Below are 23,249 nucleotides of genomic sequence, written 5' to 3' on the forward strand. Positions count from 1 at the left end.
TGTAATTCATTTTGGAAAATTGTACTGTAAAGAGAACTGTCCTCGAAAAAAAGCCATATCATTTTTTTGATATGGCTTAAAATTTTCAAAAATTTATTTTACTTCAACAATCCATCCTTCAGGGGCTTTTACATCGCCAAACTGAATTCCGTAAAGGGTGTCATAAAGTTTCTTGGTTACAGGTCCTACTTCTGTTTCACTGTGGAACACATGCAAATTGCCTTTATACTCTATACCGCCGATTGGAGTGATTACGGCAGCTGTACCGCATGCTCCTGCTTCCTTCAATTCATCAAGCTTATCTACGTAGATATCCCTTTCTTCAACTTCCAACCCAAGGTATGCCTTTGCTATATGCATCAAGGAATATTTTGTTATGCTGGGAAGTATGGAGGGGGATTTCGGCGTTACAAATTTATTATCTTTAGTAATACCGAAGAAATTGGCAGCCCCTACTTCTTCTATTTTTGTGTGGGTTGCAGGATCTAAGTATACGCAGTCTGCATAGCCTTTCCCTGCAGCAAGTTCATGAGGATAAAGGCTTCCCGCATAGTTTCCGCCTACTTTGGCAGCTCCTGTTCCATAGGGTGCGGCTCTGTCGTATTCGGATATTGTAAAATTGACAGGTGCCATTCCTCCTTTAAAATATGGACCAACGGGAGTGCAGAATACCCGGAATATATATTCGGACGCAGGTTTTACACCCACGTTATCTCCTACTCCTATCATAAAGGGCCTTAAGTACAGTGTGGCTCCTGTTCCATGGGGCGGTACATAAGCTTCATTTGCCTTTGCTACCTGGATACAGGCATCAATGAATTTTTCCACCGGTATCTCGGGCATAAGTACCCTTCTGCAGCTTTGCTGCATGCGTTTTGCATTTTCATCAGGCCTGAAAAGCTGTATTTTTCCTTCCTTTGTTCGATATGCCTTTAAACCTTCAAAGCATTCCTGACCATAATGAAGGGAAGTTGAAGCCTCGCTTATGTAAAGCATGTTATCTTCAACCAGTTTACCTTCATCCCATTTTCCGTCCTTATACACTGAAATGTAGCGCAAATCGGTTTTGATATAGCTGAAACCTAGTTTGCCCCAGTCGATATTTACATTACTGCTCATTTCATTTTCCTCCTGCGCGTGAATATATTTTTATTTAAATTTTGATTTTATAGGTTATTTTTTGAAATTATAGTGAGTTTATTATACATAAGCAATGCATAAATTTCAAGTGAAAGCTTGTTTATTATAAGCTTTGCTATTCTATATACCTGAGGTAAAAAATATAATAATAATGACAACCTTTATTATCTTAGTTTGCTTCTTTAATCTCAGGGACAGACTAAACAGCCCTAGTGGAGGAATAAAATGAGGATTTTGTTAATAAGTGATATTCATGGAAATTTAGAAGCTCTGGAAAGCTGTTTTAAGGCTGCAGAAAAAGAAAAGATAGATACTATTAATGTACTGGGTGATATTGTGGGATACATGGCCAACCCTAATGAATGCGTGGAGAAGGTAAAAGAGTTTGAATGCATATTGGGAAACCACGATAATGCGGTTTTCAACGATGAAGAATTAAAATATTTTAACTCCTATGCTGCCAAGGCTATAATGTGGACGAGAGAGAACATAAAGAAAAGGAATATGGACTTTTTATCATCCCTTAATAACAGCAAGGTATTTATACAGCACAACTATACCATAACCCACGGAAGCCTGTGCGACCCATTGGAATACATTGAATATGAATACCAGGCAGAGCGCATTATGGAGATAGCCACAACACCTCTGGTATTTGCCGGCCACACTCATGTTCCGGCCATGTGGAGGCTATACGAAAAAGATGATAAGCCACATATTTTAAAAGTTAACGGAGACTCTCTTACATTCAACAGGGATATACAGCTTGAAAAAGATAAAAAGTATATAATAAATATCGGAGCCGTAGGACAGCCAAGAGACGGAAATCCCAAAGGATGCTGCGCTATTTATGACAGCATTGAATATACGGTCAAATACCTAAGATTTGAATATCCTGTGGAGGAAACGGTTCAAAAGATTAAAGCCAACAACCTCCCGGTATTCTTGCATAAAAGGCTTCTTAAAGGCGAATAGTATAGAAAACAAAAAAGGGGTTAAAAACATTGGATGAAAAAGAAATGATTAAGGGAGACCCTCATATTTTGCTTAGCTGGACCAACACCATGCTGAGAGATAAAGCCGACAGCCTTGACGACTTGCTTCATTTATATGGCTTTAAAAAAGAGGAGCTTATCCGCAGGCTACAATCAATAGGATATAAATACGATATTGATGAAAATCAATTTAAAAACTTATGACAGGGTATTTGCCCTGTCATAAGTTTTTTAAATAAAATTGGAACAAAATTGCCTTATTCATCATATTGTAATAACAGCATAGGTTTTTTGCATTGGATCTGTCAAAGTCCTGATAAGTAAATTATTTTAAGGAAGTGAAAAATGATGTCGGAATTTGAAGACCAGATTCCTTTTTCAGAGATTGAATTTGCTGAAAATCCTGAACCCCGGTGTCCCTGCCTTTTGCTTTTAGATACCTCAAGCTCCATGAAAGGGAGACCTATTTCTGAACTAAATGAAGGATTGATATGCTTTAAAGATGAGCTTATGGCAGATGAGTTGGCATCCAAAAGAGTTGAAATCGGTATAATTACCTTCGGCCCTGTAAGAGTACAAAATTCATTTCAGACAGCCGATGTATTTGAGCCTTCCCTATTGAATACCAGCGGTCATACGCCAATGGGTGCAGCCATTGAAACGGGAATAGAAATGATTAATAAACGAAAAAGCGAATACAGGCAAAACGGAATTTCTTACTACCGCCCCTGGATTTTCCTCATAACTGACGGAGGTCCCACGGATAAATGGGAAAGAGCTGCAAAGATGATTAGAGAAGGTGAAGATAAAAAAGCGTTCATGTTTTTTGCTGTGGGGGTGGAAGGCGCCAACATGGGAATACTTAATCAGATAGCTGTACGCCAGCCCTTAAAATTAAAGGATTTGAGATTCAGGGACTTATTTTCCTGGCTTTCAAATTCTCTGGTTTCGGTATCCCATTCCAGCCTTGGCGAGCAAGTAAGCTTAAAAAACCCCGAAGGTCCTGACGGGTGGGCTGCTGCAGATGATTAAAGATACATTTAAAATTGCCTATGCATCCTGTCAGGGAAGTTATCATAAAAATAGAAATATTCCCTGTCAGGATTACTGCTATATTAAGATTATTCATTCAAAGAAGTCTGAAACAGTACTGGCAATTGTAGTTTCAGACGGAGCCGGCAGTGCAAAGTACTCAGAGATAGGCTCCTGTATTGTCTGCCATTCCGTAATGGAAGAAATAAAAGAATTCTTTAAAGGCGATAAAAAGCTTTATGATTTTAGCCGCCAAAATGCTGAGGAGATGATAAGGTCTTTTCAGCATGGGTTATCGGGATTTGCAGGTATTTTTGAAACTTCCGGCCGGGAATTTTCCTGTACATTGCTGTGTGCTCTAATAGGAGACAAGGGTGGGGTGTTTTTTCAGATAGGAGACGGTGCCATTGTCATATCCACTGATGAAGACAGTGAAAATTATTTTCCTGTCTTTTGGCCTATGAGGGGAGAATATGAGAATTCCACCCTTTATGCCACAGATACGGAAAGCTTAAGAGAAGGACTGGAGTATAAATCCATTATTGGAAATATACAGGATATTGCAGTCTTTACCGATGGTTTGCAGAGGCTGGCTCTTCATTATAAGACCAGGACAGCCTATGGACCTTTCTTTAAGCCTCTGTTTTCCTACATTAAATCAAAGGCCGATACAAATACCGAAAAGTTTAACCATTCTTTGGATTCATTCCTTAATTCCCCCAGGATAAACAAAAGGACAGACGATGATAAGACTCTCGTTATAGCATCCAGGAGTGATTGATATGGAGAATATAAATGTTTATGACAGCAACAAGAATAAAATAATACTTGGAGATTTTTTGGGAAGAGGCGGAGAAGGCAGCGTATATGAAGTTGCGGGCAATGCAAATCTTGCTGCCAAGATATATCACGATCCATTGAATAAAAATAAGGAAGATAAATTAAAAGCAATGACTTATGTTAAAAGTGAGAAGCTTCTAAACGTATTGGCCTGGCCGGTGGATACCCTTTATAATGCTGATGATAACTCAATGGTTGGTATATTGATGCCTATGGTAAAAGGGTATAAAGAAATTCATAAATTATATAACCCCGGTGTGCGTATTGCAGAATTTCCCCATGCAGGCTGGGACTTTCTAATACGCACAGCCTCCAATTTAGCCCGGGCATTTTCAGTAGTGCATAAACATGATCATGTGATTGGAGATATCAACCCCGGCAATATCGTTGTTTCCAGTCGGGCAACAGTGATGCTTATAGATACCGACAGCTTTCAGGTAAGTGCCTATGGGAATATTTATCCCTGCAATGTGGGAGTCACCATGTATCAACCGCCGGAGCTTCAAGATATCAAATCTTTTGAAGGGCTTATAAGGACCTCCAATCACGATAACTTCGGCCTGGCTGTTTTTATATTTCAACTTATTTTTATGGGACGTCACCCTTTTTCCGCAAAATATACCGGTTCGGAAGATATGACTTTAGAGCAGGCAATAAAAGAAAAGAGATTTGCATATATGAAAGAATCAAAATCAAGATACATGAGGCAGCCTCTTGGAACACTTTCCATCAATGGAGTATCTGATACCGTAGCGAAGCTTTTTGAAAGAGCCTTTTTAACCTCGGACCGTCCTGACGGAAAAGAATGGTCCATCTCTTTAGAGGAAATGCTCAATGATTTGATAAAATGTACTAAAGAGCCTTCCCATAAATACTATAAGTCCCAGGCCCGATGCCCCTGGTGCAGAATGGAAGGCAGCAAAGAGGGAGTATTGTTTTTCGGCAGGGCGGCAGGACAGCCGGATAAATATAAATATACTGATGTTGAAGATATATGGAGAAGTATCGCTAGTTTAAATCCGCCGGAACCCTTTCCCGACATGCCCGAATATAAGGATTTGAATCTTAAGCTTAAATCGGCAAGGCACAAACTCAGCAGAAAGGTAATTATAAAAAAGACAGCACCCTTTATTGGAGGTATAGGATTCATACTTGCTGCCGTCAATATGACCTTAGGCTCTTACTGGATGGTGGCTGCAGGAATTTTATTTGCTGCAGCAGTATTTTTGACATTAAAGCCCGCCCTTGTAAAATGCAGGGCCCAAACTGATAAAACCTATAATGATACGGTGAAAAGGCTGGATTTATATTTAAGTATAAAAGACAGGGATACATTGCGAAAAAGGTTTATAGATAAAAAAGAACAGTTGGCTTTAATTTATGAATCATATAAGGATTTGGAGCAAAAGCGAAAGCTTCGTTTAAAAGAAACAAGGACTGATAAAAACAAATATAAAATTGTTGATATATTAGACAGGGAACTTATCATTGAAAGCAGCAAAATAGAAAAAGAGCTTAAAAATGGTATGGAGCAGTTGGAGCAATTGCGCTTAAGAGCAGAAAAGAGGAAAAACGCGGTATGTGATGAAATAAAAAAGTGCATTGATATATTGGAAAGGAGCAGAGCATAGATAATATAAAATGTTTAAACAAGAATTTTTATGATATATAATGTATTTAATATATTTTTCCAAAGAGCAAAATTTTTTTCTTATATAATAACATACAAAAGGAGGCAATTTTTATGTTGTCGAAACTAAGCAAAAGTGCTGAAAAGGTTCAGGCAGTTCTTAATGAATTCGGATATGAACTTAATGTAGTTGAGCTTCCGGATTCCACCAGAACTGCTCAGGAAGCAGCAGATGCTATAGGCTGCACCGTAAGCCAGATAGCAAAATCCTTGATTTTCAAGGGAAAGGTTTCTCAAAAGCCTATATTAATAATTGCCAGCGGAACAAACAGAATTAATGAAAAAGCCATAAAAGAAATCACAGGCGAAAAGCTGGAGAAGGCCGATGCAGACTTTGTATTGGAACACACAGGCTTTGCAATAGGAGGGATTCCTCCCCTTGGTCATAAAAATACAATCGCCACGTTTATAGATGAAGATTTATTGCAATATGAAGAAATCTGGGCTGCCGCCGGCACACCCCATGCCGTGTTCAGGCTTACTCCAAAGATACTATCCGAAATAACAAAAGGAAATATTATAAATGTAAAATAAAAGAGTACTTTATTTCATAAATTAATCCCCTGATTGTAGATTTTATTCTATGGTCGGGGATTTTATTATCTTTTTACAAATATCATGCATAGTAAGGATGATAAAATCCAAACTTAATTAAGAAAGATTTTTTATTTGCTATGAAAGGAGATAATGCAATGGATGAAAATATGGTAAATTCTTTTCCCAAAACCGTACCGCCGCAGAAGCAGCCAAAGCAGCCCGGAATGACAAAGTTAATGAACCCGCTTCCTATTGATGAAGATCCTAACTACAAGGCATCCGGCAAACTGGCAGGTAAAGTGGCTGTGATTTCAGGAGGAGACAGCGGAATTGGAAGGGCGGTAGCATCCATCTTTGCAAAGGAAGGGGCAGATGTTGCCATACTTTACTTAGACGAGCATGAGGACGCTGAAGCTACAAAAAAGATAGTAGAAGGAACGGGAAGGAAATGCCTTCTTATACCTGGAGATATAGGGGAAGAATTCTTCTGTGTAAATGCAGTCAAAAAGATTATAAATATGTTCGGTAAAATAGATATTATCGTCAATAACAGCGCAGAACAGCACCCTCAGAACAGCATTGAGGATATAACAAAGGAACAGCTTATGCAAACATTTAAAACCAATTTTTTTGGTGTGTTTTTTCTTACAAAGGCGGTTATTCCTCATTTAAAAGAAGGGGCAGCCATAATTAATACCGCATCCATTACCGCATATAAAGGTGATGAGGGGCTTATCGATTATGCATCATCAAAAGGCGCAATTGTATCATTTACCCGTTCCATGGCATTGTCCTTGGTGGGAAGAAATATAAGAGTCAATGCAGTTTCTCCCGGTCCTGTATGGACACCTCTTATTCCTTCTTCCTTTAATGAGCAGGAAGTCGCAAAGTTCGGAAGCACAACTCCCATGGAAAGGCCGGCGCAGCCTGTTGAATTAGCCGGGGCTTATGTATACTTAGCAAGCAGCGATTCAACCTATGTGACAGGGCAGACCATACATGTAAACGGCGGAGTTTCAGTAAACGGATGAATAGCGGACAGAAAGATTCTGTCCCTATTTTATTGCTTCAAAGCAAGAAAGCAAGATTTCACCAAATATGTAAAATTTGATTATGGTTAACAGTCTACATAAGATGTATCATTAAATTAGGAACAGCTTATAAGCTTTCATATCTGTCCATCTCTTCAAAATACCATTATACCAGTGATGCGTTGCTTACCATATAAGTGCAGCCTCCCTGAAAAACTTACTTTAAACATATTAGGCCTGATAGGGTATCAATATTCAAATAAACTTGCTATGAAAAACTGGAAATATGTCTAATAATTTAATATAAAAATGGAGAAGGTGATTGACGTGAGAAATTATCTCAAAATGCTCCATAATTATAGGGTGATGACAGAAAATAAAATAATAGAACTTCAATTGTTAGGGGCTCTTGCACTAGCGAAGAGAAATCATGAAAGCCATGGGATTAAGGATATAAGATCCATCATGGATATGGCTTCCGTATATGTGGAGCTTGAAGATTATGATAATGCGGAAAAGATGTATATGAAAGCCTTGGAGTTAAACCCTGACGAAGCAGATGCCTATTGCGGTCTTGCAGTTATCTTTGTTAACTGTAAGGATTATCATCAGGCAATAGAGTATTATAAAAAAGCTATTGATATAAACCCTTGTAATGAAAGAGCATATTTTTCCCTGGCAGAAACTTATGATAAAATGAAACTTTACGACGAGGCAATCAGCTGCTATAAAAAAGCTGTTGAAATCAATGCTGATGATTATTGGGCTTATATAAACCTTGGAGAAATTTATGAAAAGCTGGACAAAGATAAGGAAGCCCTTGAAATAACTCAAAAAGCCATTGATAATGGCTTTGACTACTACAAAACCCATTTCACCATGGGTGTGATACTAAATAAGCTTAAAAGAACAGATGAAGCAATCGGCATGTATGTTAAGGCTATAGAAGAAAACCCCAATTATATTCCAAGCTTTTTAAACCTATCGGATATTTATAAAAGCAAGGAACTTTTTGAAAAAGCTGTAGATATTTTATCTTTCGGCATTAAACACAATAAAAAAGAAGCTGCTTTATATTACAGCAGGGCATGCATTTATGTACACCTGGATATCATTAAAAAAGCCTTAAATGATCTTAAAATGGCAGCAAGGCATAATCCCGGACTGGTCTGGGATATGGAAAGAGATTATGAGCTGTTTCCTGTCAAGAAACTTGACGCATATAAAGTAATTAAAAACTTATACTCAACTTTATAAAGGCAAGCGGCCTCCTCTGAGGGACTCATAGCGATACGATATATTGATAAAAATAAATAGCGAAAAAAATTTTACTTTATGTTATATTTATTTTTAAGTATATCTGTATCGACATAGGAGGCAAAAGTTTATAATGAGTGGACGAGCAATATCAAGGTTTCAGCCGGGCGTTACCCCGCCTTCAGATAGCAGCGAAAATGACATATGGTTTGTTTTTTATAACAGCAAGATTTTAATAAAAGAGCACGATGGGAAAATAATAATACCCCATGGATATAATATAAGATCTTTTAATGATAAAGTCATAAGGAAGAATTTATCGGTTTATTGGACGGACAGAACTGTCATGTGGCAGAAGTCTCAGAGGAGATAAGAGAACAGGACTTTTCGATGAAAGAAATGCGGCCCCTTTTAGATATTATGGATGATGAGCTTTTCCATATTACAGGGAAAGCTTATCAGATAATGGTTTGGGACAATGAACACCAATATTGCGGGAAATGCGGGGCAGCCATGGTGTATGTGGATAATGAAAGAGCAAAATACTGCCCTCAATGCGGATTTTCAAGTTATCCGCGTATTTCTCCGGCAATAATCGTTGCCATAACCGACAATGACCGCATACTTTTAGCACATAATAAGACCTTCCGTAATGGTATGTACAGCTTGATAGCCGGCTTTGTAGAACCGGGTGAAACCTTTGAGCAGTGCGTGGAAAGAGAAGTATACGAAGAAGTAGGTTTGAAAATCAAAAATATAAAGTACTTCGGGAGCCAGCCCTGGCCTTTTCCTCATTCATTGATGGTGGGTTTTACTGCCCAGTATGAAAGCGGAGATATCGATGTGGATGGAAAGGAAATTGAAAAGGCAGGATGGTTTGAACCAGATGAACTTCCTACAATACCTTCCCAGGGCAGCATCGCAAGAAAGCTCATTGATGCATATTTAAAATCAGTAAAAAAATAGATGGAAGTTTATCCATCTTATTTTTTTACAGTTCATAATTTCGTATCAAATCTTCCAGGGTATCTCTTCTCCTGATAATTTTTTCGGTGCCGTCTTCTTTTATCAGGAGTTCTGCAGGCCTTAATCTGTTGTTGTAATTTGAACTCATCACATATCCGTATGCGCCGGCATCCAATATTCCAAGGACGTCTCCTTCAAATATTTGAGGGAGCAGCCTCTCATAGGCCAATATATCCCCTGTTTCGCAAATATTTCCCACAATGGTTACATTCTCTTTAATATCGGATTTTAAATCCACTTTTCTGTATATTTCCACATCATGGTGGGAGTCGTACATAACCGGCCTTATAAGCACATTAAAGCCTAAGTCGGTTCCTGCATATTTTCTTCCGTAGTTTTCTTTAACGGCATGAACGGTGCCTAAAAGTACGCTGCATTCTGCCGGGATGTATCTTCCGGGCTCGATTTTAAAGTGAATTTCCCTGCCATATTTTTTAACCCACTCAAATATTATGGTGTCGATTTCTTTTCCCAGCTTTTTTAAGTCCAAACGTTCCTGACCCTCCTGCTTATGATAAGGTATGCCAAAACCTCCGCCCATATCTATAAATTCCAGGTCTTTAAAATTCTCTGCAATAGAAAGAAGGGATTTTAAGCTTTCAATATATGCGGTGCCTTCAAGGAAAAGAGAACCTATATGCTGATTTATACCAACAAGATTCAAATCATACTTTTTAATAATTTCCTTCACTTGGGGCAAGTATTTGGCCTCTACACCGAATTTGGTGTTTTTACCTGCAGTAACAACCTTTGCATTGTGGCCGGCACCATGGCCGGGATTGAAACGCACAGCAACTCTTCCGCCTCTGTTTATACTGCCGAATAATTCAAGCTGGGAAATAGAATCAATGCTTATCAAAACATCATTATCAATGGCGTATTTCATCTCTTCTGCAGATACGTTGTTGCTTATATAAAATATCTGCTCGGGTTTAAAACCGGCTTTTTGCTGCACATATATTTCACCGGGAGACATTGCATCCACATTCAAGCCTTCTTCCTGGGCAATGCTTAATAAAGTTAAATTGCTGTTGGCCTTTGCAGAATAGCTTACAGAAAAATTAGGATATTTAAGGAGGCTTTTCATTTCCCTGCATTTATCCCTGAATATTCTTTCATTATATACATAAAGGGGGCTGCCGTACTTTTCCACGAGTTCAATTGGATCCTTGCCTTCAAAAATATTGTAATCAGTGGTTACGTCGGAATATATCTTAATCATTTTTATTCTCCTTATTTCTTTAGTTATAGAATAATTATAATAAGCTTTTGCAATAATAAAAAGAATTTTTTGCACCTGCTAGTTAAATATTATCCAGCATATACAAATTAATTACATATATTTACTCAATAATGAAAAAATACATTTATAAAAATACGGGAGGTGATAAATGTGTCAGCTATACTATGCAGCAGCTGCGGGAAGGAACTGGAAGATGATAATATAAATTTCTGTATTTCCTGCGGAGGTTTATTTTGCAGCGATGAATTCGACAATAATTCAGAGCTTTGTCAGGAATGCGTTAAAAATGGATGCACAAGTTTATTTTGACGATATTTCCCGGGCAATTGTCTTTTAGATGTCGATATAAATCCATGTTATAAAAAAGGAAAAAATTGGGCAATATTAAATAATAATGATAAGTTCTTATATATTAAATTAGTTAGATTTATAAAAAAGGATACTGAAGGAAGGAAAAAGTATGAGAAAGAATGTATTGTTATTATTTTCAATATCGGTATTATTAATTGCAATAACGTCCATGGCTGTGATGAAGGGTATGGATGGCTATGGCGGGGGATTTAAGACAGGGCTTAATTCAAAGGGAAAGGAAGGAGCCAACCTACCCGATCTCACTTCGGACTTTGCAAGCGGATTAGGCACATCCATTGCTGAAAATCATAACTTAACCACAGCAGATAACAGCGAAACATTGGCGGCATCTGCAGAAGAAACCATGGTTGCCGGATTGAGCATAAACATAGTTGAAAACGACACCTTTGCCTATATAGATGAAGATGGAAATTTAAAGCTCAGAAGCTTGAATGATAATTTTGAACAGGCAGTAACCGAAAATATAGACATATATGATTACGACCTCAACTTAAAGGACGGAAAAGTGGTATATATTGCCCGCGACAATGAAGACTATTCAGACAACATATTGGTTTTATATGACATCAAGACAAAAACAAGAGAGATAATTGACAAAAATGAGCCGGCCAGAATAGTAAGATGGTCTCCAAATTATAAGTACATTGCCGTGGATTATGGTACCGGGTCATTGGGAGCTACAAAAATATACGATATTGAAAGCAAAAAATGGATTAGGGTTACCGAAGGGGCTACCATGGGGTTTGAATGGTCTCCTGACGGCAATTCAATAACCATAGGTATTTCTGAAAATGTGGATCCGCCCACACCTATAGAGGAAGGCGATTCCATAAGCACTGCAGTAGTTTTAATGCATAAAGACAGCGACATGAAAATACTTATGAAAGGCAGCAGTGAATATCTCTGCCAGCCGGTATTATGGCTTGATAATGATACTCTCATTATAGAAAAGATGATGGTACAAGGCGAAGGGGAAGTTCAATATTATAAAGCAGATATAAATACCTCGAATCTTACAGAAATAAATATGGAGGAAATTCCACAGCAGGAAGAACCTCAGAACATTCCCGATGAGGCTTTAAATGTAGTTTATGATATTTCTTCCGACGGAAATAATGTACTATATACCTTATATGATGAAGAAGATAAAAAGCTTAAAATAATGGTTTGGGATGTAGAAAAGCAGCAAAGCACAGAAATCTGCCCGGGGAGTGAAGGCAGATGGATAAAAAGCAAACAATAAGCTAAAAGCCCGGTATCCGGGCTTTTAATATTATAAAGTCAAATAATTGTTATTTTGCCATAAAAACTCTGGTATAATAAAAATTGAATAAAACATATGAATGAGAGAGGTGTGCAGCAGTTGACGGATATTTATAAAGGCTTGGATCCTGAGCCAGTGTTTAAGTTTTTTCAGGAGATTTCATCCATCCCCAGAGGTTCGGGAAATGAAAAAGCTATAAGTGACTATATGGTTGAGTTTGCCAGGGCAAGAAACCTTCATTGTATTCAGGATGAAGCATTAAATATTATAATAAAAAAACCAGGAAACTTTGGATATGAGAATGCCCCCACCGTCATCATCCAGGGCCATATGGACATGGTATGTGATAAAAACAAAGAAACACGTCATGACTTTGAGAAAGACCCCATAAAGCTCAGAGTGGAGGGGGATATGCTTTATGCAAATAATACTACTCTTGGTGCGGATAATGGCATCGCCGTAGCCTATGGACTTGCACTTTTAGATTCAAAGGATATTCCTCACCCCCCTTTAGAAGTGCTTTTGACCACAGAAGAAGAAACGGGACTTATTGGAGCTTCAGCTCTTGATATGAATAATTTGACGGGCAAATATTTAATAAACATAGACTCGGAAGAAGAAGGCTACTTGCTTGCAGGATGTGCCGGCGGAGTGAGGACAAAACATTGTATCCCTATTTCCTGGGAAGATGTCAAAGATGAACTTGAGTATTATATAATAAGCATAAAAGGATTGAAGGGCGGACATTCCGGTGCAGACATTCATCTTGATCGTGGCAATTCAAATAAGCTTATGGGCAGAGCTTTAAACCAATTGCAAAGAAGCATAAACTATAGTGTAGCGGATATAAACGGCGGCTTTAAAATGAATGCCATACCAAGGGAAGCCGACGCTGTTGTTGCAATTGAGCCCCAGGATAATGCAAAGTTTTTAGAAATTATTGATGATTTAAGAGAAACACTTAAAAATGAGCTGAGGGTAACGGACAGCGGTTTTAGCCTAAATACTGAAAAATATCAAAATGACGTGAAAAAGGTATTTTCTGAAGATACAAAGAAGAAGGTTATAATGTCACTTCTTCTTATACCAAATGGTGTCATGTCCATGAGCCATGAAATACAAGGCTTGGTGGTAAGCTCATCAAACTTGGGAGTGGTTACAACGGATGAAAAGGAAGTATGCTTTGAGAGTGCTGTAAGAAGCTCGGTAAAAAGCTTAAAATACTATATTTTAAGCCAGACAGAGGCAGTTGCCGAACTTTTAGGCGCGGAATTTGAAACATCTTCCGATTATCCCGAATGGGAATTTGAGCCAAATTCAAAATTAAGAACTATATTTGAAGAGGTATATGAGAGCATGTATGGTAAAAATCCTGTTATCACTGCAGTTCATGGAGGACTGGAGTGCGGCTTGTTCAAGGCCAAACGCCCGGATTTGGATATGGTATCAATGGGACCGAACTTATACGATGTACACACACCTAATGAGCATTTAAGCATATCCTCTACCCGAAGGGTATGGGAATATCTTCTGGAAGTATTAAAGTCCATAAAATAGCGGTTTATCACATTATGGAGGAGTGATTCTTATGAAATGGCTGGATAATCTCGAAAGAAAGTATGGCCGATATTCAATCAGAAATCTGACCATGTATATAGTAGGACTCAACGGGGCAGTATTTTTGCTGATGTTGTTCAACAATTCAATTGTAAGCAAGCTTATGCTTATTCCGTCCATGGTTTTAAGAGGTGAGGTATGGAGGCTTATTACCTATATTTTAATCCCCCCGTCAGCATCAGTACTGTTCATATTCTTTACCCTGTATTTTTATTATATGGTGGGAACTGCACTGGAACAGTCATGGGGAAGCTTCAGATTAAATGTATATTATCTTATCGGAATGCTGGGCACCACAATAGCTGCATTCATAACGGGCGCCGGAACTACAGGTGTGTACTTAAACCTGTCACTTTTCTTAGCTTTTGCCCAGTTATATCCGAATTTTGAGATACTGGTATTTTTTATACTGCCTGTTAAAATAAAATATCTTGCCTGGCTTAACTGGGTATATATTGCCTATACTGTATTGATTGAGCCAGTGCATTTAAAACTTGCTGCCATAGTTTCGGTCATAAATTTCTTTATCTTTTTCTGGGACGATATAATACAGTGGTATAAAATGAAGAGAATGGTGTATAAGAACAGAAAGAGATTCTTTGACGAAGTCAACAAAGGCAAGGACAGGTGGAGAAGGTAAACAAAAAAATTACTTTTAGAGGTATAAAATATGAATGCTTTTAAAGCCTATGATATAAGAGGAATATACAATGTGGATTTTAACAAGGAAGATGTATATAAAATCGGATTCTTCCTTCCAGGACTTTTAAAGGCCGACAGGGTTTTAATAGGCCAGGACGGAAGGGTATCCTCTAATGAGATATACAATAGTTTAACTGAGGGCATAACGGACAGCGGGGCGGATGTATACTACATAGGTTACTCCACTACACCCATGGTGTATTTTGCAACAGCAAAACATGGTTTCCCAGCTTCTGTTCAGATAACTGCTTCCCACAATCCTAAGGAATACAACGGTCTTAAAGTCTCTACCCGAGGTGCCATACCTGTGGGCTATGAATCAGGCCTTCAGGATTTGGAAAATCTGATTAAGAACAATAAAGTTGAAAGGACAGCAGCAAAGGGCAAAGTTCATAAGCTTGATGTAAAAGAAGAATACATTGAGTTTTTAAAACAATACCTGCCCTCCCTGGATAATATGAAGGTAGGCGTTGACTGTTCCAATGGCATGGCATCCATACTTATAAAAGATATATTGGGACAATCTCCTATATACATTTATGATGAGATGGATTGTACATTTCCAAACCATGAGCCCAATCCCTTAGAAGAGGTAAATACACAAAGCCTTAAAGAGCTGGTTTTAAAAAACAATTGCGACCTAGGAATAATATATGACGGGGATGCTGATAGGGTAGTTTTTGTAGACGAAAAGGGAAGGTTTGTATCACCCGATCTTGTAATAGGTGTCATAGGTCTTTATTATCTTGAAAAGGAAAAGGGAAACGTGCTTCATGATATACGTACCACAAAGGCAGTTTCGGAGTACATTGAGAAATTAGGCGGCACACCGAATATGTGGAAGGTAGGCCATGCTTATGCCAAGGTAAAGCTAAAAGAGATAAAAGGAATATTCGGAGGAGAATTAGCAGGACACTATTATTTCCGCGACTTTTACAATTGTGATTCGGGAATACTGGCAAGCCTTTTAGTTTTAAATGTTGTGTCAAAATTGAAAAAAGAAAATAAAACATTTTCACAGATTATAGACGAAATAAAAACCTACGCCAATTCCGGCGAATTAAACTTCCGGATAGAAAACAAAACCGCTGCCATGGAAAAGCTTAAGGAAGTATTCACATTAAGGGAGAGTCCCCAAGGGGTATATGATTTTGACGGCTACAGAATAGAATTCAAGGATTGGTGGTTTAATGTCCGGCCTTCAAATACCGAGCCTTATCTAAGGCTGGTTGTTGAGGCAGGAAATCAAGAAATTCTTGATGAAAAACTCACTCAGATAAAAGCTGTATTAAAGGAATTTGAATAGCAATAAATAAACCCGTGTATAAGAGTTTAACCTTGTACACGGGTTATATTTTACAGCTTGAACTTTTCTATTTCTACCGATAAATTCGAAGACATATTATTAAGCTTTTGTGCCGTTTCGGCCACTTCTTCCGATGAAGCATTCATCTGCTGTGATGAAGCCGCAATCTCCTCTGTCGCAGACGAGGCTTCTTCGGCTAAGTTGGATGCTTTTCTTATCATGGATATTATGTCATCCTTTTGGGTATTTATCATATTGGCAGAAGAGTTAACGTTATTGATTTTTGGAAGCATATTTTCTACCGAAGATATTATCTGCTTGAAGGAATGAAGAGTAACATTGATGCTTTCAAGCTGATTTTCCAAAACTTCGCTTACATCCTGGGTGGTATTTATAACTTCAATGGTTTCTTTCGAAATTGAATCCGTCAATTTACCTATGCCCGAGGATGAATTTTTAGACTGCTCAGCCAGTTTTCTTATTTCATCTGCAACTACGGAAAAGCCTCTTCCTGCCTCACCTGCTCTGGCTGCCTCAATTGCGGCATTGAGGGCAAGGAGGTTTGTCTGGTCAGCTATGCTGTTTATTATAACTGTAATGTCGTTTATCTGTTTTATGCTTGTTCCTAAGGCAGAAATTTTATTGCATACATCATCAAAGGATTCTTTAATTTCCTCAATAGAGGATACAAGGCTGTTAAGTCCTGTGTTGCTGTTTTCAGCCATGGTATTTATCTCTTTGGCTCTCTTATCTACATCGTCAATTGCCATCGCTATTTCTTCAACTTCCATACCGAAACCATTAACCGTATTGGTTATGTGTATGAGGTTTTCAGCCTGCTGCCCCGTACCGGAAGCAATATACTGTATGGTATCTGCTATTTGCTGTGAAGATGCAGACATCTCCTTGGATATAGATGTAAGCTTTTCAGACTGATCCTGTGCTGCCTGAAAACCTTCTTTTATGCTGATTAACATTGCCGATATACTCTTTATAGTGTTGGCCAAGGATTTTTTCATTACTCCCAGTTCATTCCTTCCTTGTGTATCAAGAGTAATTGTAAAATCACCTTGTGCAACTTTCATAAGACCTGTATTCATTTCCTTTAACGTACCCTTAACTACACCAACTATGGGGAGGGTTATTAAGAAAATTACAACTACGGAAGCAAAGAAAATAAAAGCAAACTGCATAATTCCGCTAGAATACAGAGTATCGCTCTGAGACTTTAAGTTCTGTGCATTTTCCTGATAATGAATAAATAAACTATCAAGATGAGATGTAGCTTGACTGCCTAAATTACCAAAGGTAAGCTTTTCTGCTTCATTGGGCTTCATTCCGCCGCTTAGGTAAGATTTTATAGTGCCCCAGGAGCGTATATATTCATTATATTTTGCTTTAAACTCATTTATATAGCCTAGGGATTGATCATCTAAGCCTGATGCTTCAAGCTGTCCTATGAGTTCATTTACTTTATTATGGTTATTTGTTATATGATCTGCAATATCTGCAGTGTATTTTGTATCTAACATGGTAAGTACATCTATCCTTATTGAAAGGACGCTGTTTCTTACATCTTCAATTTGCATGACAGGAGTCAATCCTTTGTCGTACATTACTGTAACGTTTTCGTTTATTTTCTTCATATTGCTGTAACCTAAAAACCCTATTAGGAGAAGAGATATACAGGATATTAGAAATACGAGTATAATGGTGTTTGCGATTTTTAGATTCTTAAACATTTTATTCCTCCTGTCACTATATGAATACAAGCATAACACTTTTGTAAAATAAAAGAATCTTACAAAAAAGTGGTTTTTTATAGTATATTTGGCATAATTATTATTTATTATATGATTTTTTTCATAATATGTAAAGCAAGCTATAAAATTAATGGTCAAATTAGGTTTTGTTTGTAATAAGGGGAAAAATCAGGTATAAATTGGAATTATGGATAAATAAATTATAAATGTACATATAATATAAGTTATTAAATAAAATAAAGATAAGAAAAAAATATTGTAATATGTCTTTGGGGGAATTGGAATGACAGAAAACGGAAGCCTTACATTGCAGGTGCTGTTTCTTATTTTATTGATAGGGGTAAATGCTTTTTTTGCGTCCTCTGAAATTGCTATAATATCCCTTAATGATAATAAAATTAAAAAGATGGCCGAAGAAGGAGATAAAAAGGCAAAGCTAATATTAAACCTTACCATGGAGCCCAGCAAATTTTTAGCTACAATCCAGGTAGGAATAACTTTATCGGGGCTTTTAGCCAGCGCCTTTGCGGCCGAAAGCTTTGCTGACAGGCTCACAGACCTGGCAATGTATTATGGTTTACCTATTGATGTCTCGCTCATAAAGGTTGCTTCCCTCATTATAATAACCATACTTTTATCATATTTTACGCTGGTTTTTGGGGAATTGGTCCCTAAAAGGCTGGCTATGCAAAAGTCCGAGGCAATTTCAATGTTTTCCATAAAACCCCTCAGCTTCTTATTAAAAATAGCTTATCCTTTTGTAAGGTTTCTTACATTTTCCACTAATTTTGTCATTAAAATTTTTGGAGGAAATCCTTCCTATGATCAGGAAAGCGTTACAGAGGAGGAGATCCGCATGATGATGGATTTAGGGGAAGAGAATGGGGTTATTCAGTTAGAGGAAAAAGAGATGATAGACAATATCTTTGAGTTCGATAATAAATCTGTTTCTGAAATCATGACCCATAGAAGGGATATTGCAGCTCTTCCTGCCGATGCGGATATTGAAGAAGTATTGGATATAGTTATTAATGAAAAATATACAAGAGTCCCTGTTTACCGAGATAATATAGATAATATAATAGGAATTTTACACATAAAGGACCTGTTTTCTTATTTAAGGCAGGATCCGGATACTGCCTTTGACATAAAAAGTATTTTGCGCCATCCTTATTATGTGCCTGCTTCCAAAAGAACCGATGAGCTTTTAAAAGAGCTTAAAAGAAAGAAAAGCCATATAGCCGTTGTAATTGACGAGTATGGCGGAACGTCAGGTATAGTGACAATAGAGGATTTGCTGGAGGAGATAGTAGGCAGCATATGGGATGAATATGATGAAGAAGAAAAGCAGATAGAAAAAATAGATGAAACTACTTTTTTAATAAAAGGGTCTACGGATTTGGATTATGTGGAGGACCTTCTGGATGTAAAGCTGCCCTCTGATGATTATGATACCTTAGGAGGCTTTATAATAAGCCAGTTAGGGAGAATACCCCATGAAGACGAGACCCCTTTTGTGGAATTTGACGGCTTTCTTTTTAAGGTGGAGGAGGTATCCGAAAAAAGAATAGTTAAAGTCAAGGTATGCAAAGTGTAATCAGGGGTTTCAAAATTTTGAACACTCCATTCGGCAGTTCAAGTTCTGCAAATTCTAAAGCTTGCTGCCTTAAAGATACAAGAATTTTGAAGCCCCGTGTCAGTGTTATTCAACTATTCCGCCTATCTTTATAACGGACAGTCCTTTGTTTTCTAATTCTTTTGAAAAAATATTAAGGCCTATGGAATCTGAAGACATATGACCGGCTACAATGACATTACCTATGTTTTGCTCTATTACTGCCTGCCTTACATCATCAGGCATGTGCATGCATACTATGGTCCCGATACCGGCATCAAAATATGCTTTGAATACCTTGTCGCCGCCATTGGTTCCGCCTGCCATAAGTACCAGCACCTTTCCGCAGTAATCATCGGTGCTGCCTGCTCTTATTGCAGGCATGGTAACTGCATTTTTATATTCGGGGATTTGTTTTAATAAATCCAGTACGCTTGAAAGAGTAGGCCTGTATAAGTCTTTCAGACCCTCATCCAAATAGTTCTGCAGGAAGTTTTCGGTAATTATATCAATAGGCAGATGTATGTTCATGTAGGGCATACTCATTTGACGGGCAAAGGATGCCACTCTGTCATAATTTCCCGGGTGCTGTCCGCGTTCAATTTTGGCGATTCTGTCTTTTAAAGCTTTTTGAGCTTTGTTTATGGGAACGCCGACTTCAACCATCTTATCAATTTGTCTGTACATTACATTGTGAAAATTAATATAGGGCGATCCTGTTTTCGGATGATGGCTTATGACCAAATCGGAACCCAATTCTTTAGCAAGAAGAAGTTCTGGGCCTTCCATATCCACACCTATCACTACTTTTTTTATATTCTCTCCATCCACTATAATACCGGAGTCGGAGGGTATATCCTTAAGGTCTGAAAGTTTTAATGCCAGGTCCATTATATTATTTAAATTCATATTTTTCACCTCATATATATTTTATCATATATGAAGCTTTTTGATTATCGGTTTTTGGTATATCCTGTTTCTATGTCAGAAAACTCGATATTGATCTGTTCTATATTATCCTGCATATTGTTTGCAAATTTATCATCAGATATGCCGGCGGTATCAGTGGGTATGTTTGCAGGAAGTTCAATTATAAATTCACTCCCCTTCCCGTATTTACTGTGCACATTTATGGTGCCTCCATGCATTTCTACAAGGGATTTAACTATGGATAAGCCTATGCCTGTCCCTTCACGCTGCCGAGTTAACAGCCTGTCTACCTGTCTGAAGCGTTCAAATATGATATTAAGCTTGTCATGTGGAATTCCAATGCCAGTATCCTTAATTGAAATTACAACAGAATTTCCTTTATCATGAATATTTACTATTATACTTCCTCCGGCATTTGTAAATTTAATCGCATTCGAAAGAAGGTTTAATATTATTCTCTCTATTTTTCTGGAATCACAAGCCATATATTTTTCTTCCACATCGGTATCAAATAACAGAGAAATATTATTTTCTTCAGCAAGCTCAACTACGGACATGGTTATATCTTCCACAACGCTTATAATATTGCAGTATTCAAGCTTGAGCTGAATATAACCTGAATCTATCTTGGTAATATCTATAAGATTGTTTAAAAGCTTTAAAAGCCTGTAGCAGTTCTGAGTCATAATTTTTAACTGCTTTGATAAGTCGTACTCATCGCTTTGTATTTTTTCAGACCTGTGATAAAAATCCAGAAGCTGCACAGAACTGAAAAGAACATTAAGGGGAGTTCTTAATTCATGAGAAATATTTGCAAAAAACTCGGTTTTTATCCTATCAAACTCAATAGTCTCATTAAGAATTCTCATATTTTCAATATTTTCCTGTTCATATTTTATAGCTTTTTTTTGCACTCCGATATCCTTGATCATGGCTAAAAAAGCATCCTTGTTTTCATAGGGAAAATAGGCTGTCGTAATTTCTACATCAACTGTTGAGCCATCCAAACGAATAAGTTTTTCTTCAACAGGCGGCACATATCTCTGGGTTTCAACAATTTCATCCAATCGTACCTGTGCCAACTGATGATAATCGATATGCACAAAATCCGAGATACTCAGACCCTCAAGCTTTTGGAAGGCTTTGGCTCCTACAAGTCTTACTGCAGCCGGGTTTGCCAATAATATAGTTTTAGAATCATGAACAATTATAGCCATTGGAGACAAATCAATAAGAAGCTTGTATTGATTATATGACTGTGCAGAGGTATCCCTGCATATTATCTTTTTATTCAAAAATCTGTCCGGTTTTTTTTTGTATATCCTATGGCCCTTCATATTGTAAGCCTCCCGACGAGTTTGCTTTAAATCCAATATATGTATATAAATAATTCTACAAGATTTTCAAATAATCTACAATATTTATAAAAAATTTCTATTAATCCAATTTTAAGTGGAACAGTAAGACAAAAAAAGAATATTAAATATTATTATCAAGTATATTTCCAGAAACAGCATCTATAAGCAATTTGTTTTGTTTATTGTTTTTACTCTTCCAATTTGCTTCCCATACGGGCAAAGGTTTCTCCTTATTAATTGTATAGAGCTTTAGAGTAAAAGAATCCGTATTTTTAATATCACCCTGTAATTCATTATAAATCATACTGCCTATGTCTTTAAAAGTTTTCTGCCATCCATAGAACCATTCTTCCGGGAAAGTGTAGTATGAATAGTCATTAACTATATCTGTTTCTTCTATCTTATAATTTATATTGTCTTTTACGGCCTCTATTTTAGCTCTGCCTATATGCCCTGTAGTGGTATTTTTATAAGTATAAATTATATCTGCTCCGGCGCCGCCGCTTATGCTTTTATCATATAAAGACACTTCAATCTTACGCTTTCTTGACGGTGATATATATGCTGCAGACCAGTTATAATTATAAGACAGATTAAGAAGGTCCTTAACTTTGCTGCCGGGGATATCGGCATATATGCTGTACATTTTAGCATCTGCTTCCCAATCCTTTCTTATCTGCTCCGTTATATTACTGAAGAAATCCATTTCGGTCAATTCCTTATTTTGGAATACAAATCTGGTTGCTTCAGTTAAATCCTTCGCTTCATGAACCGGTGGTGCGGTATCTTCAATTGAGGTTATCGGGGACTGGTTGCCTATTATTATGGTCCTGCCGATCGAAAAGGCAATTATTATTGGTATTATTATAAATAAAAAATTTTTCAATTCAATTCACTCTTTTCTTTGGAAAATATATCTGTTAGTTTATCCATAATTTTTGGTGCATATTCCATATAAATCAATTTGTAGGGCATGAAAAATATGAGCCGTTATGGGTATCCTATAATTAATTGAGCAAAAAAAGGAGTGATGTTATGATTGTAATTTACCATGACATAGGAGGTACCCACTCTTCAGTAATTGCTGCCAATATGCATTTAAACAGGATACCTATGGATTATGTTCCGGATAAAAATGTATTGCTTAACCTTCCCGGATTTGACAGGCTGGAAAAATATCAGTGGGGACATATTATATATCGCGGAGAAGATGAATATGGGGCAAAGGTGTATACTCTTTGCAGGCAATACAAGCCGGAAATTGTTGTTCCGGCGGTTACAGATATGTATTTGCTTTTAAAAGGAACAGTCAAGGGCTTGTATATGGTAAATACCACTCCCACAGTAAACTGGATAATGGGGATTGGCGGATATTCATCAAGAGTTCTGGGATTTGTTCCATTTGGAAGACCTATTGTAACTTACGGAGCCCTCATTGCATATCCGAAGATTTCAAAGGTTGTAAAAGAACTTAAAAACAAAATGAGGTCCGAACTTGACACGGCAATGCCGTAACATTAATATATTAAGC

At 37.4% G+C, this 23,249-nt stretch carries 23 protein-coding genes; 17 read left to right on the plus strand and 6 right to left on the minus strand.

Annotated elements, in window-relative coordinates:
- Positions 1–93: 93 nt before the first annotated feature.
- Positions 94–1,143 (minus strand): branched-chain amino acid aminotransferase, encoded by a 1,050-nt coding sequence (locus tag OXPF_RS04785; RefSeq protein ID WP_278308346.1) that lies wholly within the window; start codon positions 1,141–1,143, stop codon positions 94–96.
- A gap of 222 nt (positions 1,144–1,365) precedes the next feature.
- Between OXPF_RS04785 and OXPF_RS04790 the strand changes: the two genes are divergently transcribed.
- From OXPF_RS04790 to nudC, 10 genes are all read left to right on the plus strand, one after another.
- Positions 1,366–2,115 carry a metallophosphoesterase family protein gene (locus OXPF_RS04790; protein WP_054874062.1) on the plus strand — a complete coding sequence of 250 codons (750 nt, stop codon included), beginning with the start codon at positions 1,366–1,368 and terminating at the stop codon, positions 2,113–2,115.
- Between the two features lie 29 nt (positions 2,116–2,144).
- Complete coding sequence (locus OXPF_RS04795) at positions 2,145–2,339, plus strand: DUF4250 domain-containing protein (RefSeq protein ID WP_242854320.1); 195 nt, start codon at positions 2,145–2,147, stop codon at positions 2,337–2,339.
- Between the two features lie 141 nt (positions 2,340–2,480).
- Positions 2,481–3,167, plus strand: a complete 687-nt coding sequence (locus OXPF_RS04800; protein ID WP_054874063.1) for a vWA domain-containing protein — start codon at positions 2,481–2,483, stop codon at positions 3,165–3,167.
- A complete protein-coding gene (locus OXPF_RS04805; protein WP_054874064.1) occupies positions 3,160–3,948 on the plus strand; it encodes a PP2C family serine/threonine-protein phosphatase in 789 nt (262 codons plus the stop codon). The genes OXPF_RS04800 and OXPF_RS04805 overlap by 8 nt, the downstream gene beginning before the upstream one ends.
- A 1-nt stretch (position 3,949) precedes the next feature.
- Positions 3,950–5,638 carry a helix-hairpin-helix domain-containing protein gene (locus tag OXPF_RS04810; protein WP_054874065.1) on the plus strand — a complete coding sequence of 563 codons (1,689 nt, stop codon included), beginning with the start codon at positions 3,950–3,952 and terminating at the stop codon, positions 5,636–5,638.
- A gap of 113 nt (positions 5,639–5,751) precedes the next feature.
- Positions 5,752–6,231, plus strand: a complete 480-nt coding sequence (locus tag OXPF_RS04815) for a YbaK/EbsC family protein (RefSeq protein ID WP_054874066.1) — start codon at positions 5,752–5,754, stop codon at positions 6,229–6,231.
- 158 nt (positions 6,232–6,389) lie between these two features.
- Positions 6,390–7,265, plus strand: a complete 876-nt coding sequence (locus OXPF_RS04820) for an SDR family oxidoreductase (RefSeq protein ID WP_054874067.1) — start codon at positions 6,390–6,392, stop codon at positions 7,263–7,265.
- Between the two features lie 309 nt (positions 7,266–7,574).
- Positions 7,575–8,522, plus strand: coding sequence for a tetratricopeptide repeat protein (locus OXPF_RS04825; RefSeq protein WP_083479695.1), 948 nt, complete (start codon positions 7,575–7,577; stop codon positions 8,520–8,522).
- A 133-nt stretch (positions 8,523–8,655) separates the two neighbouring features.
- Positions 8,656–8,895, plus strand: coding sequence for a hypothetical protein (locus OXPF_RS04830; protein WP_054874069.1), 240 nt, complete (start codon positions 8,656–8,658; stop codon positions 8,893–8,895).
- Positions 8,871–9,488, plus strand: coding sequence for an NAD(+) diphosphatase (gene nudC / locus OXPF_RS04835; protein ID WP_242854321.1), 618 nt, complete (start codon positions 8,871–8,873; stop codon positions 9,486–9,488). Before OXPF_RS04830 ends, nudC begins: the two co-directional genes overlap by 25 nt.
- 25 nt (positions 9,489–9,513) lie before the next feature.
- On the opposite strand, the gene lysA is transcribed toward nudC, so the two are convergent.
- The gene (gene lysA / locus OXPF_RS04840; protein WP_054874071.1) at positions 9,514–10,770 is read right to left on the minus strand and encodes a diaminopimelate decarboxylase; all 1,257 of its coding nucleotides are present in this window, start codon (positions 10,768–10,770) and stop codon (positions 9,514–9,516) included.
- Between the two features lie 171 nt (positions 10,771–10,941).
- On the opposite strand from lysA, the gene OXPF_RS22075 reads away from it, so the two are divergent.
- From OXPF_RS22075 to OXPF_RS04860, 5 genes are all read left to right on the plus strand, one after another.
- A complete protein-coding gene (locus OXPF_RS22075) occupies positions 10,942–11,100 on the plus strand; it encodes a zinc-ribbon domain-containing protein (RefSeq protein ID WP_152967695.1) in 159 nt (52 codons plus the stop codon).
- 151 nt (positions 11,101–11,251) lie between these two features.
- Positions 11,252–12,406, plus strand: a complete 1,155-nt coding sequence (locus tag OXPF_RS04845; protein ID WP_054874072.1) for an eIF2A-related protein — start codon at positions 11,252–11,254, stop codon at positions 12,404–12,406.
- A 96-nt stretch (positions 12,407–12,502) separates the two neighbouring features.
- Positions 12,503–13,984 carry an aminoacyl-histidine dipeptidase gene (locus tag OXPF_RS04850; RefSeq protein WP_054874073.1) on the plus strand — a complete coding sequence of 494 codons (1,482 nt, stop codon included), beginning with the start codon at positions 12,503–12,505 and terminating at the stop codon, positions 13,982–13,984.
- Between the two features lie 31 nt (positions 13,985–14,015).
- Positions 14,016–14,684: a rhomboid family intramembrane serine protease gene (locus OXPF_RS04855; protein WP_054874074.1), complete on the plus strand. Its 669-nt coding sequence runs from the start codon at positions 14,016–14,018 to the stop codon at positions 14,682–14,684.
- Between the two features lie 30 nt (positions 14,685–14,714).
- Entirely contained in the window at positions 14,715–16,052 is a 1,338-nt protein-coding gene (locus OXPF_RS04860) for a phosphomannomutase/phosphoglucomutase (protein WP_054874075.1), read from the plus strand.
- A 50-nt stretch (positions 16,053–16,102) separates the two neighbouring features.
- Here the strand turns inward: OXPF_RS04860 and OXPF_RS04865 are convergent, their stop codons facing one another.
- Positions 16,103–17,794 carry a methyl-accepting chemotaxis protein gene (locus OXPF_RS04865; RefSeq protein ID WP_054874076.1) on the minus strand — a complete coding sequence of 564 codons (1,692 nt, stop codon included), beginning with the start codon at positions 17,792–17,794 and terminating at the stop codon, positions 16,103–16,105.
- A gap of 304 nt (positions 17,795–18,098) precedes the next feature.
- On the opposite strand from OXPF_RS04865, the gene OXPF_RS04870 reads away from it, so the two are divergent.
- Positions 18,099–19,412 carry a hemolysin family protein gene (locus OXPF_RS04870; protein WP_054874077.1) on the plus strand — a complete coding sequence of 438 codons (1,314 nt, stop codon included), beginning with the start codon at positions 18,099–18,101 and terminating at the stop codon, positions 19,410–19,412.
- Positions 19,413–19,517: 105 nt separating this feature from the next.
- Here OXPF_RS04870 and OXPF_RS04875 read toward each other — a convergent pair whose 3' ends face one another.
- From OXPF_RS04875 to OXPF_RS04885, 3 genes are all read right to left on the minus strand, one after another.
- Positions 19,518–20,339 (minus strand): Nif3-like dinuclear metal center hexameric protein, encoded by an 822-nt coding sequence (locus OXPF_RS04875; RefSeq protein WP_054874078.1) that lies wholly within the window; start codon positions 20,337–20,339, stop codon positions 19,518–19,520.
- Positions 20,340–20,383: 44 nt separating this feature from the next.
- Positions 20,384–21,697: a sensor histidine kinase gene (locus OXPF_RS04880; protein WP_054874079.1), complete on the minus strand. Its 1,314-nt coding sequence runs from the start codon at positions 21,695–21,697 to the stop codon at positions 20,384–20,386.
- A gap of 142 nt (positions 21,698–21,839) precedes the next feature.
- On the minus strand, positions 21,840–22,604 hold the full coding sequence (locus OXPF_RS04885) for a hypothetical protein (RefSeq protein ID WP_054874080.1): 765 nt from the start codon (positions 22,602–22,604) through the stop codon (positions 21,840–21,842).
- A 149-nt stretch (positions 22,605–22,753) separates the two neighbouring features.
- Here OXPF_RS04885 and OXPF_RS04890 point away from each other — a divergent pair, with 149 nt between their 5' ends.
- Positions 22,754–23,233 carry a DUF3189 family protein gene (locus OXPF_RS04890; protein WP_054874081.1) on the plus strand — a complete coding sequence of 160 codons (480 nt, stop codon included), beginning with the start codon at positions 22,754–22,756 and terminating at the stop codon, positions 23,231–23,233.
- The last annotated feature ends 16 nt before the right edge of the window (positions 23,234–23,249 follow it).

Origin of the sequence: Oxobacter pfennigii, from assembly GCF_001317355.1 — a bacterium.
Classification (GTDB): Bacteria; Bacillota; Clostridia; order Clostridiales; family Oxobacteraceae; genus Oxobacter; species Oxobacter pfennigii.